The 14,565-nt window shown below is 70.2% G+C and carries 16 protein-coding genes; 8 read left to right on the top strand and 8 right to left on the bottom strand.

All coding sequences use genetic code 11. From position 1 onward, the window contains the following. The first annotated feature begins 17 nt into the window (after positions 1-17). Entirely contained in the window at positions 18-1,283 is a 1,266-nt protein-coding gene (locus E1218_RS02870) for a hypothetical protein (protein WP_132315910.1), read from the top strand. On the opposite strand, the gene E1218_RS02865 is transcribed toward E1218_RS02870, so the two are convergent. Both E1218_RS02865 and E1218_RS02860 read right to left on the bottom strand, forming a co-directional pair. Further along, positions 1,280-2,926: a molybdopterin-dependent oxidoreductase gene (locus E1218_RS02865; protein WP_132315908.1), complete on the bottom strand. Its 1,647-nt coding sequence runs from the start codon at positions 2,924-2,926 to the stop codon at positions 1,280-1,282. The genes E1218_RS02870 and E1218_RS02865 overlap by 4 nt on opposite strands. 92 nt (positions 2,927-3,018) lie before the next feature. Next, positions 3,019-3,486, bottom strand: coding sequence for a MarR family winged helix-turn-helix transcriptional regulator (locus tag E1218_RS02860; protein WP_132315906.1), 468 nt, complete (start codon positions 3,484-3,486; stop codon positions 3,019-3,021). 290 nt (positions 3,487-3,776) lie between these two features. On the opposite strand from E1218_RS02860, the gene E1218_RS02855 reads away from it, so the two are divergent. The 3 genes from E1218_RS02855 (at position 3,777) to E1218_RS02845 (ending at position 6,967) form a co-directional block, all read left to right on the top strand. Beyond that, the gene (locus tag E1218_RS02855) at positions 3,777-4,670 is read left to right on the top strand and encodes a hypothetical protein (protein WP_132315904.1); all 894 of its coding nucleotides are present in this window, start codon (positions 3,777-3,779) and stop codon (positions 4,668-4,670) included. Beyond that, on the top strand, positions 4,670-5,959 hold the full coding sequence (locus E1218_RS02850) for a type IV secretion system protein (protein WP_132315902.1): 1,290 nt from the start codon (positions 4,670-4,672) through the stop codon (positions 5,957-5,959). Before E1218_RS02855 ends, E1218_RS02850 begins: the two co-directional genes overlap by 1 nt. A 219-nt stretch (positions 5,960-6,178) precedes the next feature. Next, positions 6,179-6,967: a metallophosphoesterase family protein gene (locus E1218_RS02845; RefSeq protein WP_132315900.1), complete on the top strand. Its 789-nt coding sequence runs from the start codon at positions 6,179-6,181 to the stop codon at positions 6,965-6,967. Between the two features lie 122 nt (positions 6,968-7,089). On the opposite strand, the gene E1218_RS02840 is transcribed toward E1218_RS02845, so the two are convergent. Continuing rightward, positions 7,090-7,737: a GNAT family N-acetyltransferase gene (locus E1218_RS02840; RefSeq protein WP_132315898.1), complete on the bottom strand. Its 648-nt coding sequence runs from the start codon at positions 7,735-7,737 to the stop codon at positions 7,090-7,092. 87 nt (positions 7,738-7,824) lie between these two features. Here E1218_RS02840 and E1218_RS02835 point away from each other — a divergent pair, with 87 nt between their 5' ends. Beyond that, on the top strand, positions 7,825-8,751 hold the full coding sequence (locus E1218_RS02835) for a hydroxymethylglutaryl-CoA lyase (protein ID WP_132315896.1): 927 nt from the start codon (positions 7,825-7,827) through the stop codon (positions 8,749-8,751). Between the two features lie 109 nt (positions 8,752-8,860). On the opposite strand, the gene E1218_RS02830 is transcribed toward E1218_RS02835, so the two are convergent. Then, the gene (locus E1218_RS02830; RefSeq protein ID WP_132315894.1) at positions 8,861-9,253 is read right to left on the bottom strand and encodes a VOC family protein; all 393 of its coding nucleotides are present in this window, start codon (positions 9,251-9,253) and stop codon (positions 8,861-8,863) included. Further along, entirely contained in the window at positions 9,250-9,945 is a 696-nt protein-coding gene (locus E1218_RS02825) for an EcsC family protein (RefSeq protein WP_132315892.1), read from the bottom strand. Before E1218_RS02825 ends, E1218_RS02830 begins: the two co-directional genes overlap by 4 nt. A gap of 240 nt (positions 9,946-10,185) precedes the next feature. On the opposite strand from E1218_RS02825, the gene aat reads away from it, so the two are divergent. Beyond that, the gene (gene aat / locus E1218_RS02820) at positions 10,186-10,809 is read left to right on the top strand and encodes a leucyl/phenylalanyl-tRNA--protein transferase (RefSeq protein WP_233711961.1); all 624 of its coding nucleotides are present in this window, start codon (positions 10,186-10,188) and stop codon (positions 10,807-10,809) included. Here aat and E1218_RS02815 read toward each other — a convergent pair. Further along, positions 10,802-11,497: a TetR/AcrR family transcriptional regulator gene (locus tag E1218_RS02815; protein WP_132315888.1), complete on the bottom strand. Its 696-nt coding sequence runs from the start codon at positions 11,495-11,497 to the stop codon at positions 10,802-10,804. The genes aat and E1218_RS02815 overlap by 8 nt on opposite strands. Positions 11,498-11,608: 111 nt before the next feature. Here E1218_RS02815 and E1218_RS02810 point away from each other — a divergent pair, with 111 nt between their 5' ends. Then, complete coding sequence (locus E1218_RS02810; RefSeq protein ID WP_132315886.1) at positions 11,609-12,082, top strand: nitroreductase family deazaflavin-dependent oxidoreductase; 474 nt, start codon at positions 11,609-11,611, stop codon at positions 12,080-12,082. 55 nt (positions 12,083-12,137) lie between these two features. After that, positions 12,138-13,217, top strand: a complete 1,080-nt coding sequence (locus E1218_RS02805; protein WP_132315884.1) for an adenosine deaminase — start codon at positions 12,138-12,140, stop codon at positions 13,215-13,217. Here the strand turns inward: E1218_RS02805 and E1218_RS02800 are convergent. Further along, positions 13,202-13,348: a hypothetical protein gene (locus E1218_RS02800; RefSeq protein ID WP_202865740.1), complete on the bottom strand. Its 147-nt coding sequence runs from the start codon at positions 13,346-13,348 to the stop codon at positions 13,202-13,204. The two genes, E1218_RS02805 and E1218_RS02800, sit on opposite strands and share 16 nt — an antisense overlap. Beyond that, on the bottom strand, positions 13,345-14,433 hold the full coding sequence (locus E1218_RS02795) for an acyltransferase family protein (RefSeq protein WP_165949098.1): 1,089 nt from the start codon (positions 14,431-14,433) through the stop codon (positions 13,345-13,347). Before E1218_RS02795 ends, E1218_RS02800 begins: the two co-directional genes overlap by 4 nt. Positions 14,434-14,565: the final 132 nt, after the last annotated feature.

The following is a 14,565-nucleotide window of genomic DNA, read 5'->3' as shown; positions in this document are numbered from 1 at the left end:
CTGGAGCGTGTAAGTAAGTGAGCGAACTCCTCCTGGCCGCGACCTCTCTGGACGTCACGCCACCGCCCGGCCACCGGCTGGACGGGTACGCCGCGCGCACTGCCCCGGCGACCGGAACCGCTGACCCGCTGCGCGCGACCCTGATCTGGCTCGGTACTGCGGACGACCCGGGCGTGCTGTGGCTGACGCTCGACGCGATCGCCGTCGGCAAGGACCTGGTCGCCGACCTGGCCGCCGCGGCCGGGTGTGCGGCCGGCATCCCGGCCTCGCACGTGGTCGTGTCCGCGTCCCACACGCACTCCGGCCCGTCCGGGTGGACCGGTGAGATTCACCCCGTGATCCCCGCCGAGCGTGAGCCTGAGTTGGTCCGGGCGCTGATCGCCGCAGTCGCGAACGCCTCGCTGCCGCGCCGTCCGGTCACCGCGTCCTGGCGGTCGATCGAGGTGATCGGCGTCGGCGCGAACCGGCACCGCAAGAACGGGCCGCACGACAACACGGCCGGCATCCTGGCACTGCACTCGCCGGCCGGCTCGCTGGCGGCGGTGCTCTTCGACTTCGCCTGCCATCCGACGACGTACGGCCCGGAGAACCTGCGGTGGTCTGCCGACTGGCCCGGCGCCGCCCGGGCCGCGCTGGCGCCCGCGGTGGTCGGGTTCCTCCAAGGCGCCGCCGGCGACGTCAGTCCACGCTTCACCCGACAAGGACGTGGTGCGGCCGAGGTCGCCCGGCTCGGCGGTCTGCTCGCGTCGCGCGTCCGTGAAGCACTGGCCGGTCCCGGGCTCGAGCTGCCACAGTCGGCACCGGCCATCCGCCGTACGACGATCGACCTCCCGGTCCGGGACATGCCGCCGGCCGAGGAGGCGGCGTCGACCGTGGCGGCCGCGGCGAGCGTGGTCCGCGGTGGACCTTGCGGTGCCGTGCGCGGCCTGGACGACCCGTCCGGCCGGATCGCACAGACCCGCCTCGACGGCGCACGCGGCCAGTCGCTGATGGCGGCGGCCGACTTGCCGGAGAGGCTGAAGCTACCGATCAGCGTGGTGACGTTGGGCGACGTCTGCTGGGTCAACCTGCCGGTCGAACTGTTCGCCCTCCACGGCGCGTGCCTCCAGGCGGACAGCACCCACCCGATCACCAGGGTGGTCGGCTACACCGACGGCTACTACGGCTACATCGTGGACCCGTCCGCCGCCGAATCCGGTGCATACGAAGCGCTCATCACGTTCTTCGACCAACCGGCCACCAACCAGCTCCTGACCAAGACCGCCGCCTTCATGAACCGTTAGTCGACCGGCACGTTCACCGAGTGCAGGCCGGTCGAGCCGTTCGGGGCGGGCGGTGCGGAGGCCTCGACCTGTGGGTTGCCCTTGGCATCGAACGCCCGTACCTGCAGGACGTGGTTCCCGCGTGGCGCGTCCCAGGTCCAGTGCCATTGCCGCCAGGTGTCGATCGACGCGTCCGCGGCCAGCGTCGCTTGTTGCCACGGGCCACCATCAACGCGGACCTCGACCTTGGACACGCCGACGTGCTGGTCCCACGCCACCCCGGCCACGGTCACCGGGCCCGCGGTCACCTTCGTGCCGTACGGTACGTCGATCCGCGACGACAACTTGATCGGCCCGAGCTCGGACCACCCACGCGGCGTCCAGTACGCGTCGAACCGGTCGAACCGGGTCACCTCGATGTCGGTCAGCCACTTGGTCGCCGACACGTACCCGTACAGCCCGGGTACGACGATGCGCACCGGGAACCCGTGCTCGACCGGCAGCGGCTCACCGTTCATTGCGAACGCGAGCATCGACTGACGGTCGTCCAGCAGCGTGCTGAGCGGCGTACCGGCGGTGAACCCGTCCTTGGACGTGGACTTGATCGCGTCCGCGTCGCCCGACGGACCGGCCTCGCCGAGCAGGTCCTTGAGCAGCACGCCGGACCACAGGGCGTTGCCGATCAGGTCGCCGCCGACCTCGTTGCTGACACAGGTCAGGGTGACCCACTTGTGCACGACCTGGCGCTTCAGCAGGTCGTCGAAGGTCAGCTCGAGCTCGCGGTCGACCATGCCGTGGATCCGCAGCTTCCACTCCGACGGCAGAATCTGCGGGACCGAGAGCGCGGTGTCGATCCGGTAGAAGTCGACGTTCGGCGTCACCCACGGGGTCGCGCCGTCGGCCTGCACTCCGGCCGGCGGGTCGAGCGTCGGGGGTTTCGGGAGGTTCAGCGCTTCCCGGGCCTCCGCGACCGCCGCCCGGTTGCCGCCGACGACGCGTCCGAGTGCGCCGATCGCGGCGGAAGCGATCGCGACACCGGCGGACAGTTGCAGGAATCCGCGGCGGCTGACGCCGTCCGCCGGATCGTCGACGAGTGGCGCGAGGCGCCGGGCGAAGAGCCGGAGGATGAGCAGCGCGGTGATGCCGGCGACTGCCGACGGGACGAATCCGGTCTGTCCGCTGTCCGGTCTGGTCGCGGCCGCGACCACCGCCACACCGGCCAGTACCACGGTGATCAGTGCGCCGGCCCAGTAGCGACGTACCGCGAGAACACCGCCGACGGCGGCGAGCGCGCTGAGGACCAGCAGGATGCCGACGCGGAGCGCGGTCTTGTCGTTGGTGCCGAACCAGGCGATCGCAAGGTCCTTCAGCCACGGTGGCACCCGGTCGATGAACGCCGAACCGATGGCGACGATCGGGGTCTGCCTGGTCCCGAGGAGACCGGCGACCACGCTGCCTGCCGCCAATCCGGCGAGCGCCGCGAGAACTCCACCGACGGCTGCCCGCCACCAGACCGCGTCCCGCCATCCGCGGGTGCCCGTCCGGCCTGGCTCTGACTCGTTTCCGCCCCGGCCGACGTCGTACCCGAGCCCGACAGGGTCGTAGCCATGCTTGACGTCCGTCGAGCCTCGACCCGGGGCTGGGGACTGATCGGCCTGGTTCACCTCTCAACGATTACGCGGCGAGGCGCCCGACACCAGTCGGGCGCCCCATCCGTTAGTCGCGGGTAAGCCAGGTGTTCGGTTGTCGGAGTGGTTCAGATTCGTTCCGGAGCGATCGGCCCGAGGCTCGGCCGGCCGTTCGGCCAGCGGCGGGCGTTGTCGCGGACCCGGCGAAGCTTGCCGAGCACGACCTCCCGCTCGTCGGCCAGCTGGGACATCCACAGGCTGTCGATCTCCAGGAGGTGGTCCGGCAGTGCTTCCCGCAGCCGGCGCTTCCCCTCCTCGGTGAGGACCGCGAACGAACCGCGGGCGTCGTCGGGACAGGGCTCCCGGCGTACCAGACCGAGGTTCTCGGCGCGGTCGACCAGCCGGGTGATGCCACCGGTGGTGACGGTCAGCTCCCGGGCAAGGGACGTAAGACGCTGTTTCTCCCCGTGGCTGCGGGCGAGCCGCAGCAGCAGTTCGAACATTGCCATTTGCAGACCACTGCGCTTGAGGGAATGGCGCATCACGTGGTCGAGTTCGGCCGCTGCTTCACGCAGCAGGCCGTACGCGGTGATCACGTCGCTTTCCCAAGGTTCGGCGGCACGAGTGGGTTCTGCATCGGCGAGCGCTAGGGGCGAGCAAAGCGAAGGCGCGATGGTCATGCGCGGACTCTATTAGCTGACTAGGTCACTTCGCTACACGGGGTGACCTTTCGGCTACAGATCGACCCGGAACCGCAAACTCGCCGAGCGTAACCGCTGTGCCGAATCGTCTGCCCTGCAGGGCCTGTGGATAACTTCCGCGGCGGTCGGACGATTTTTGCCAGCCTTGGTCCGTGAGGTTTTCGACCACCGGAGCGGGGAGCGCGATGAACGACAACGAAGACCAGTCACCCTTCCGCCGCGGCTTCGTCGCGGCCTCCATCGTCATCGCCGCGGTCCTCCTCTGCGGTGCCCTCCTGCTGATCACCGGCCTCACCACGGACTCCTCCGGTACGGCGAACGCCGCCGATCCGGCCCGGTCCGGTTCGGAGGCAGGTCAGCCCGTCGGTGCCCACCCGGCGACCCCTGACCCGGGAGAGCGACCCGGGACCGGCGATCGGGCAGCCACGCCTTGCTCCGACGCCGAGTCCGCCACCACCTGCCCCGGCACCCAGCCTGCGACCCCGGCCGACGAGCCCGGTTCCGGCTCGAGCGGTCGGACCACCCGCCCGGCATCCGCCGGCGGTTGCTCGCTCCCCGCCGGCGACCAGGCCGTGCCCACGAAGGCTCCGAGGGCCGACGGCTGGGACGTCAGCCGCCACGTCGTCGTCCCCCGCTCGTCCATCTTCGGCCCCGCCGTCACCGACCCCGACGGCTTCCGGCGCTGCTTCGCCCACTCACCCACCGGCGCCGTCTACGCCGCCTACAACACGATCGCCGCCGTCAATGACCCACGCCAGGCGATCAAGACCGTCCGCAAACTCATGGTCCCCGGCCCCGACACCGAGGCCCTCATCCGAGAGCTCGAGTCCGAGAACGACGTCCCCGGATCGGCGTCCACCGCCCAGATCGCCGGCTTCAGCGTCCTCGACAGCCGCCCCGACCGAGTCACCGTGATGCTCGCGCTCCCCGTCGAATCGGCGTACATGAGCGCGACCTTCACGCTCGTCTGGCACAACGACGACTGGCGCCTGCGACCGCCGTCCCCAGGCCAACCCGTCGGCGCCCCCTTCGCCCAGCACCGCGACCTGTCCGACTTCACCCGCTGGAGCGGAATCTGATGTGCGGAAAGGTGGAGATCGGCTGCCACATCCAGCAGGGCTTCCAGGCCGTGGCGAACAACGCGCTGGAGCAGTTGAGGGAAGGCGCGAACCAGGCGGCCATGAGCACCCTGAACTCCGCGTCGACCTTCTGGCTCCGGCCGAAATCGCCGACCTTGGCCGAGGAGCACGGCGAGACCTGGACGAACAGCGCGACCGTCGGGCTGCTACAGGGTCGGCTGCTGGCGGTCACCGCCGCCGTCCTGGTCATCTCGATCCTGATCGCCGGCATGCGAACGGCGTGGGAACAGCGCGCCCGCCCGCTCCAGGAGATGATCAAGACGACGCTGATCTTCGTCGCGGTGAGTGCCGCCGGCGCGGCGTTCCTGCAGGTGCTGACGAGCTGGTCGGACGACTTCGCAGTCCGGATCATCGCGCAGGGAGGCACGGATCCGTCGCTGGACACTGCCTTCGGTGGCGAAGTGGACCATCGCCAGGTGGTCGTTCGCCTGGTCTCCGACGCCGTGCCGACACTGCTGGCCATCACCATGTACGGATCGGTGATCATCGCCTCGTGCATCCAGATCGTCCTGATGCTGATCCGCTCGGCGATGCTCGTGCTCCTCGCCGGTACCTTCCCGCTGGCAGCCGCGGCCACCAACACCGAGATCGGCCGGAACTGGTTCAAGAAGTACTGCGCCTGGGCGTTGGCCTTCATCGCCTACAAGCCGGCCGCCGCCCTGATCTACGCAGCGGCGCTGCAGCTGAACAGCACGAGCCTGTTCGGTCCGGTCGACAGCGTGATCCAGGCGATGACCGGAGTCATGATGCTCCTGCTGGCGATCTTCGCTCTGCCCGCGCTGCTCCGCTTCATGGTGCCGGTCACCGCGGCTGTTGCCGGGGGTGCGGCTGCGATGGGAAGCTCTGTGGCCGACCCGGGCGGTCTGGCGAGCGGGGCGATCAGCGTCGGGCGGTCGGCCTTCGGGGGCGGGTCCTCGCGCGGTGGCGGTTCGTCCGGTGGTGGCGGTGCCGGGGCGAGCGGTGCCCGGACGGTGGGGGCGGCAGCCGGCGTGGGCCTCGGCGCTGCCGGGGTGGCCGTCAACGGCGCTCGCAAGGTGGCGGGCGGTCTGGCCGGCGCCGCGGCGCATTCGGCCGGCGAGCCGGGAGGCGGTTCGGTCACCCCGACCAAGTCCTTCGGCCCGATGTCTCGGGGACACGCCTCGAAACTGCGGTCGGGATCCTCGTCCAGCGAGGGCGGCGGTGCTCGGCAGCAGGCAGCGGAGCGCGCGGGGCCGAGCGGTAGTCGGTAGCGGGCACTCGGCGAACAGCGCCCGAGCAGCCGCCGGACTGCACCATCGCGTCCCTGGCGCCCCAGCGCCCGCCGCGCCCGAGCGCCCCAGCGCCCAGCGACTCAGCTCTCAGCGCCCAACGACTCAGCTCCGAGGGCCCAGCCCAGCGGCCTTCGTCCGGTGTGTGGCGGGAACGGAATCGTTGTCGGTGGGATGGGACAGGATGACAGCATGGTGGGTATGGGGTTGGAGCGGATCGCGTTGGTTTCGGATGTTCACGGGAATCTGACCGCGCTGGAGGCGGTGCTGGCGGACATCGAGGGGCGCGGGATCGACCGGATCTTCAACCTGGGGGACTACGTCGGCAAGGGGCCGCGCGGTCAGCAGGTGGTCGACCGGTGCCAAGCGGCGTGTGAGGTGAACATCCTCGGCAACTGGGACGACTTCCTGCCGGATCCGGATCGCGAGTACGACTCCGAAGCCCTGCGCTGGTGGAAGAAGGAACTGCGCGAGGACCAGTGGACCTGGCTCCGCGAACTCCCGTTCTGCCACGACTTCCGTCTCAGCGGCCGGCAGATCCGGCTGTTCCACGCATCGTCGACGAGCGTTCACCAGCGGGTCCGGTTCGACCACGACGAGGTGGAGTACGTCGAGTTGTTCGCGAACACCGCGGCCACCGGCGACGGCCCGGTCCCGGACGTGGTCGGGTACGCCGACACCCACGACCCGTTCTACGAGGCCGATCTCGGCCGGACCCTGTTCAACATCGGCTCGGTCGGCAACAGCCTGAGCGACCCGACACCTGTGTACGGGATTCTCGAAGGCGTGCCGGACTCGCCGGGCCCGGCGCCGTTCTCGATCCAGTTCGTCCGGGTCCCGTACGACGCGCACGCCGAGCTCGAGATCGCCCGCGAGCTCGGCATGCCGGAGCTCGACGGCTACGAGTCCGAGATCATCAGGGGCGTCTACCGCGGCGACCACTACGCCGGCGAGTCCCCGACCTACCACCGCCCGCCCCGCACGTCCTGATCCCGGACGCGAACCTTCGGTGACACCACGGTGAACGGCCGCCGGCCAGTTTGGGGCCATCAGCAACTATCCACAGGTTGTCCACAACTGTGGATGCCGAAAATCGATGCCGACAGCAACGACTAGGGATCGACCAGGAGTGCTTCGGAGCCGACCGGTTGGTACCCCGCGGCCAGGAACGCCCGGAACGACGCCGCGTTGCCCGGGGTGACCTGCGCCCAGATGTGCGCGTCCGGCGGGACCAGCGCGCGGGCTGCCCGGGCGAGACGACGGCCGTGACCGTTGCCCCGGCACCCGTCGGGTACTTCGACCGCACACTCGAGGCGATCCGCGAGCCCGCGGCCGGTCAGCACGAGTCCGCCGAACGAGTCGCCGTACACCCGGACGTCGTCGCGGTACCGCCAGGCGCGTTCGACGCGCGGGTGGGTGTGGTCGGTGAGCTCGGTCAGACCGGCGGTTGCCGCCGAGCGTTCGCCGGGGTCCGCGAGGGCGGGAGCGAGCAGCATCGCGTCGATCGCGTTGACCCGGCGGCCGGTGACCGCCTCGAGCGCCGACAGGAACGGCGGATTCGTCGGCGCGGAGAGGTCTCCGGGTGGCACCCGCTCGGCGACCCAGGCCGGGTCGACGCCCGCGGCGACCACGACGTGCCCGGTGAACGCGGCCACGCACGCCTCGCGCGGCGACGGCGCCGGTACGACCGTGAGGCTCAGGTCCGGGGCCGGGAACACGCCGCGTTCGATCCCGCGCAGAATGTCAGCCAGAGTTGTCATCACGAGCCATTGTCGAGGAGACCCCTCCCCGGCCGATCAACGCAGTCGAACCAGGCACTCGACACACGTACGCGACGGAGGCGACACATGCGGAAGCCGCAACTGGTGCGGACCGACGGGCTGCCCGACCGGGTGACGATCTACGAGGTCGGTCCCCGCGACGGTCTGCAGAACGAGTCGGCGATCGTCGATGTCGCGGTCAAGGCCGAGTTCATCCGACGGCTGGCCGACGCCGGGCTGACGACGATCGAGACCACCAGCTTCGTCCACCCGAAATGGGTTCCGCAGCTGGCCGACGCCGCCGAGCTGCTCGCCGAGCTCGATCTGCCGGACGTCGTCCGGGCGCCGGTGCTGGTCCCGAACGAGCGCGGTCTCGACCGTGCGCTGGCCGCGAACGTGCGGGAGATCGCGATCTTCGCGAGCGCGACCGAGACGTTCGCCGCGAAGAACCTGAACTCCACGCTGGACGAGCAGTTCGCGATGTTCACGCCGACGATCCAGCGGGCGATGGCCGAGGGGTTGACGGTCCGCGGGTACGTCTCGATGTGTTACGGCGACCCGTGGGAGGGTGCCGTACCGAGCCGCCAGGTGGTCGAGGTGGGAGCACGCCTGATCGACCTCGGCTGTCACGAGCTGTCCCTCGGCGACACGATCGGCGTCGCGACCCCGGGGCAGGTGACCGCGCTGATCGGGGCCTTCACCGCGGCCGGTGTGGGTGTGGACAAGCTGGCCGTCCACTTCCACGACACCTACGGCCAGGCGCTCGCCAATACGCTGACCGCTCTTCGCGAGGGCGTCACCACGGTCGACAGCTCCGCCGGCGGCCTCGGCGGCTGCCCGTACGCCGGGAGCGCCACCGGCAACCTGGCCACGGAGGATCTCCTCTGGCAACTGGACGGCCTGGGAATCCGGACCGGCGTGGACCTGGAGAAGCTGGTCGCCACCAGCGTCTGGATGGCTGAGAAACTCGGCAAGCCTTCGCCGAGCCGTGTGGTTCAAGCCCTCGCGGGCTGACGAGCCCCGGCAGGCCGGCGGCCGCTCGGACGTCGTACCAGATCGAACGCTCGGGACCTGTCCTGGTCGCGCTGTTCTTCGTCCTCCGGTCACCGGCGTCAGGCGGTGATCACCGGGACTCCGGCGGGCCCGCCGGAGTACGCCAGGTGGTGAGGCAGAACGGGTGCCCGGCCGGATCGAGGAAGACCCGGAACACCGAGGGCTCCGGCTGTACGGCGGTCGGCGTGGCGCCGGCCGCGATCACGCGGGCCTCGTCCGCGTCGAGGTCCGCCGTACTGAAGTCGAGGTGACACTGCTGCGGAACCCGGGTGTCCGGCCAGGTCGGCGCCCGGTAGTTGAGATCCCGCTGGAACCCGAGGCTGACGGTGTCGAACCGCAGCTCGACGAAGTTCTCGTGCACGACGGCCAGTTCGCCGCCCGCGACCTGCTGATAGAACACGGCCAGCTCCAACGGCTCCGGGCAATCCAGCGTCGGCCCCCAGAACGGTGCCGTCGGGTTCACGGCTCGATCGGCCGCCGGATCCGGCGGACCAGGCTCTTGTCGGCGTACTCCCCGATCCGGTACGTCGACCAGCCGTCGACGCCGGCGCCGACCGCGCCGCCGAGGAGCGGAACGCGGCGGGTGACGGTGATGGCCATGCGCTTGCCGCTGATCCGGGCGATCAGCTCGGCGACGACCTCGCCGGCGACCTGGCGGTCGAGGTCGGGGTCGAAGACCGGTGCGGTGGCGATCGCGAGCGGCGACGTCGGCAGGCTCGACTTCTTCAGCCGGTCGGCCACGCCGTCCTCGCCGAGCAGGCAGGTGATCACCGCGGTCCGGACGCGCGGGTCGTCCAGGTCGTATCCGCGCAGGTGCGCGATCGCGGCGACCATGCGGACCTGGACGATCGCGAGACCGGTCAGGTTGGCGGGCAGCGCGACGGGAAGGGTGACCAGCCCGCCGATGCTGGTGACGAATCCCTGAACACCCGCGAGCCGGATGTGCTGGTCGGTCACCGCGTCGATCGCCAGCTGCACGTCACCGGACGATCTGGCGAGCTTCGACTCGGCGACCTGCTCGGCGCCCGGGAACCGTTGGTACCCGTCGATCGCGATCTCGAGGACCTGACGCAACACACCCGCCGCGGCCTGCGGTGCGAATCGCTGCGCGGCGGGCGCGAGACTGCTCGCGACGAACCTGGCTACTCCGGCCACGGTGCTCCTTCCCGCCCTTCCCGACTCGGAGACGGGCGTGCTTCAACTCTACGTGGCTCTGGGAACGCCGCCACTCGGGAGAAACCCTGGCGTTCCCTGGAGTACCGCCGGTGCCGCCGGCTGGGAGCGCCCGGCGGCCGTCCACCCTCCGGGCCACCCGTGCACCCGGAACGGTGGGCGGTGGTTCAGGATGGTGGTGTGCCAGTCGAGCCAGCTGCTTCTGTGTGGGACTTTCCGCCGGTGGCGGTTGCCGGGGCGAGCGACATCGTCGCCGGTGGGGCGGATCTGCAGCCGGGGACCGTCCTGGCGGCGTACCGTCGTGGGCTCTTCCCGATGCCCGACCACCGCGGTTCGCTGCTGTGGTGGTCGCCGGTCGACCGCGGCATCATCGAGGTGGCCGGCTACCGGCCGACGCGGTCGGTACGGCGGGCGCGGAGCAGGTTCGAGATCCGGGTGAACACCGCGTTCGACCAGGTCATCCGCGCGTGTGCGGACCCGCGTCGTCCCGGGTCCTGGATCGACCGCGGCATCATCGCGTCGTACACCGAGCTGCACCGGCTGGGCTGGGTGCACTCGGTCGAGGCGTGGGACGGTGACGAGCTGGCGGGCGGCCTGTACGGCGTCGCGATCGGCGGGCTGTTCGCCGGGGAGTCGATGTTCCACCACAAGACGGACGGCTCGAAGGCGGCGGTGGCCGGCCTGATCGAGCTGCTCGACGACGAGTACGCCGACCAGCGGGTGTTCGACATCCAGTGGGTCACCGGCCACCTGGCCACCCTCGGTGCGGTGTCGATCCCGCGCGAGACCTACGTCCGCCGGGTCGAACAGGCCGTGACGCTGCCGCTCCCGAAGGCTTTCAGCTGAGGCCGACGAAAGCCGCCATCTGCCGTGTCGCCGACGCGAAGAACGCGTCCGCCGGATCCATCGAACCGACCAGCTGACCGAACAGCTCGAAGCTGATCATCCCGAACAGTTGCGTCCAGACGATCGCGACCCGCAGCAGCACCTTGCGGGGCACCCCGGGCGCCAGCTCGGCCAGAACGTCCACCTGCCCGGCCAGCTGGCCGGTTGGCTCGGGCGCGTCGTCCGGCGCGGCGAGCCGGCCCTGGGTCCAGGCTTGTTCGACGATCCTGAGCAGGAGGATCGGCACCCGGCTGGCCGGTTCGACGGTCGTCTGTGGCGCTTTGTAGCCGGTGACCGGCGAACCATAGATCAGCGCGTACTCGTGCGGATGCGCCCGGGCCCACTCGCGGATGGCGACGCACACCGCCAACCAGGTCTCCGGCGGATCCGCCTCGTCCGCGGCAGCGACCGCTGACTCCGCGGCCGCGCCGAGGGCGTCGTACGCGTCGATGATCAGGGCCGTGAGCAGGTCGTCCCGGCTGGGGAAGTAGCGGTAGAGCGCGGACGAGACCATGCCGAGCTCCCGGGAGATCGCCCGCAGCGAGAGCCGCTCGGCGCCCTCGGTCGCGAGTTGCCGCCGGGCCGAGGACTTGATCTCCCCGGTCAGCTCGGCGCGGGCTCGGTCTCGTGCGGTGCGTCCGGCGTTCATGACGGCAGTCTGCCACAGAACCGAGAGCAGTGCTCTTGACAGTGAGCATCACTTCCGGTTCACTGATCACAACAGAGAGCACCGCTCTCGCAACCAACGAAAGGTATGACGATGCCGGAGTACAAGCAGACCTACGACCACAAGCGCGTGATCACCGCCGCCGAGGGCAGCATGCGGGTCTTCAACCGGATCGTCGCCACGCTGACCAAGCTCGGCATCAGCCTGATGGGCAGCCGGGTGCTCTCCGTCCGCGGCCGCAAGACCGGCGACTGGCGCAGCACGCCGGTCAACCTCCTGGTCGTCGACGGGCAGCGCTACCTGGTCGCCCCGCGCGGCCACACCCAGTGGGCCCGCAACCTGCGGGTCAACCCCGAGGGCCGCCTCCAACTGGGCCGGACCGTCGAGACCTTCCGCGCCGAGGAGGTCGCCGACCCGGACAAGACCGACGTACTCCGCCTCTACCTGAGGAAGTGGGCCTGGGAGGTCGGCACCTTCTTCGGCGGCGACGTCACCAAGAACTCCCCGGACGCCACTCTCCACCACATCGCCCCCGGCGTCCCGGTCTTCAAGCTCCACGCCGCGTGACCTCGTCACCCAGCTACCGTCGGCCGGCCAGGGGGGAGCCTGCGAAGATGGCGGGATGATCACCGCGGAACAGGTTCAGGAAGCGCCCAAGGTTCTTCTGCACGATCATCTGGACGGTGGGCTCCGGCCGGAGACGGTGGTGGAGCTGGCGCAGGAGATCGGGCACACGGTGCCGCGGTCCGACGCCGGGGACCTCGGTGTCTGGTTCGTGGAGTCGGCGGACTCCGGGTCGCTGGAGCGGTACCTGGAGACGTTCGACCACACGGTCGCGGTCATGCAGACCGCGGAGGCGATCACCCGAGTGGCGAGTGAGTGCGTGCAGGACCTGGCCGCGGACGGAGTGGTGTACGCCGAGGTGCGCTACGCACCCGAGCAGCACCTGACCCGCGGGCTCACGCTGGAGCAGGTGGTCGACGCGGTCCGGGAAGGCTTCGAGCATGGGATGGCACACGCGGAGCGCCCGATCGTCGCCCGGCAGTTGCTGACCGCGATGCGGCACAAGGCCCGGTCGATGGAGATCGCCGAGCTGGCGGTGGCGTACCGCGACGCCGGGGTGGTCGGGTTCGACATCGCGGGCGCGGAGGCCGGATATCCGCCGACCCGGCACCTGGACGCGTTCGAGTACCTGCAGCGGGAGAACGCGCACTTCACCATCCATGCGGGCGAGGCCTTCGGGCTGCCGTCGATCTGGCAGGCGATCCAGTGGTGCGGGGCCGACCGGCTCGGGCACGGCGTCCGGATCATCGACGACATCACGTACGACGAGACCGGCGACAAGCACGAGCTCGGCCGGCTGGCGGCGTACGTGCGGGACCGGCGGATCCCGCTGGAGATGTGCCCGAGCTCCAACCTGCAGACCGGGGCGGCGACCTCGATCGCCGAGCACCCGATCGGCCTGCTCGCCAAGCTCCGCTTCCGGGTCACGGTCAACACCGACAACCGGCTGATGAGCGGTACGTCGATGAGCCGCGAGCTCACCCTGCTGGCCGAGGCGTTCGACTACACGCTGGCCGACTTCCGCTGGTTCGCGATCAACGCGATGAAGTCGGCCTTCCTGCCGTTCGACGAACGCCTGGCCATCATCGACAACACCATCAAGCCCTGGTACCGCGACGCCCTTCAGACCGAGCGCTGATCGGTGCGGAACGCGCGGGTGGAGAGCCAGGCGACCACCAGGGTGAACGCCAGCAGGTAGGCACCGTGACGGGCGACCGAGGACCAGTCCGGGTCGGCGGCGCGGAATAGCTCATGGGTATCCGATGTCAAGTATTCAGCCAGGCGAACGCGCGGAAGCCGAGCCGCTGCAACGGCAGCGCCGGCAGGGCGGTCAAGGCGCGGTAGACCGGCTGTTCGACGTACTTCGTCAGCAGCCACGCCAGCACGGTCACTACGGTCACCGCCCCGGCGATCTGGACGACGCGTCCCGCGCCGAGCGACATCAGGTGGTAGGCGATCAGGTAGCCGAGCTCCTGGTTGAGCAGGTAGATGCCGAAGGAGATCCGGGCCAGGAACTGGATCGGCCGGCGGATGGGCGCGAAGACCCGCCAGTCCGGACCGCGGGCGGCCAGCGCGACGAACACCAGCAGGGCCCCGATGCCCAGCGACGACGGCAGGTCAGCCGTGTGCGCGTGCTGGGCGAACACGGTCGCGGCAAGCAGGGCGCCCAGGTGCAGCACGCCGATCCGCCGCTGGGAGAAGAGCCAGATGGCGATGCCGATGGCGAACAGTTGCAGCCGATGCAGCCCGAGGCCGTTCCACGCCTGCTGGACCCAGAGCGGGCTGTGCAAGATCCGGTCGTGCCACTGCAGCACCACCGGCGCCACCGTCATCACCCACAGCAGCACGGTGATGCGCCAACCGGAACCCAGGCCGCGTGGCCAGAGCAGGGCCGCCGCCGCGAAGGCCATCAGTTGCAACGGCAGCGTCCAGTACGACCCGTCGATGAGGCGCACAGTCGGGTCGAACGAGCTGGCCAGCGTCAGGTTGCCCCACAGGTCGTGCCGGGTGGGCAGGCTCCAGTGGCGCGGGCCGAAGGCGACCAGAGCCGTGTAGGTGATCAGCACGGCGGCCAGGTACGGCGGGAGCACTCGGCAGACCCGCTGCCACAACCACCGTCCCGGGGAGGGACCCTTCCGGACGGTCACGCAGACGAAGTAGGCGCTGATCACCAGCAGGATGCCGGCGCCGACCTGGAACGGGTGACTGCCCAGCGGTGCTCCGAGCTCAGGGTGCAGCACCGGGCCCTGGTGCGTCGCGTGGCAGAACACCACCGCGAGGACTGCGAGCAGCCGGACGACGTCCCAGCTCAGACGACGTGAGGTACCGGCCCGACGCGGGACAGGCGTTGCCACAGTGGCTCCACATTCTCTCGGCTCGCCGATCTTCTTCGGCCGTTACCCCCCTGTGACACTTCGAAGGATCCTAGGGGGACCGGGAGGGGGCACCGCAAATCCTGTGGGCAGCGTCACCTGCCCACAGCGATC

This window comes from Kribbella turkmenica, from assembly GCF_004348725.1.
Taxonomy (GTDB): Bacteria; Actinomycetota; Actinomycetes; order Propionibacteriales; family Kribbellaceae; genus Kribbella; species Kribbella turkmenica.
The sequence above is the reverse complement of the archived record's forward strand: the minus strand, read 5'-3'. Positions and strand labels throughout refer to the sequence as shown.

Excerpts from the sequence above, each read along its gene's own strand:
- E1218_RS02855 (WP_132315904.1), top strand. The coding sequence starts at position 3,777 with ATGAACGACAACGAAGACCAGTCACCCTTCCGCCGCGGCTTCGTCGCG.
- E1218_RS02850 (WP_132315902.1), top strand. The coding sequence starts at position 4,670 with ATGTGCGGAAAGGTGGAGATCGGCTGCCACATCCAGCAGGGCTTCCAG.
- E1218_RS02845 (WP_132315900.1), top strand. The coding sequence starts at position 6,179 with ATGGGGTTGGAGCGGATCGCGTTGGTTTCGGATGTTCACGGGAATCTG.
- E1218_RS02840 (WP_132315898.1), bottom strand. The coding sequence starts at position 7,737 with ATGACAACTCTGGCTGACATTCTGCGCGGGATCGAACGCGGCGTGTTC.
- E1218_RS02835 (WP_132315896.1), top strand. The coding sequence starts at position 7,825 with ATGCGGAAGCCGCAACTGGTGCGGACCGACGGGCTGCCCGACCGGGTG.
- E1218_RS02815 (WP_132315888.1), bottom strand. The coding sequence starts at position 11,497 with ATGAACGCCGGACGCACCGCACGAGACCGAGCCCGCGCCGAGCTGACC.
- E1218_RS02810 (WP_132315886.1), top strand. The coding sequence starts at position 11,609 with ATGCCGGAGTACAAGCAGACCTACGACCACAAGCGCGTGATCACCGCC.
- E1218_RS02805 (WP_132315884.1), top strand. The coding sequence starts at position 12,138 with ATGATCACCGCGGAACAGGTTCAGGAAGCGCCCAAGGTTCTTCTGCAC.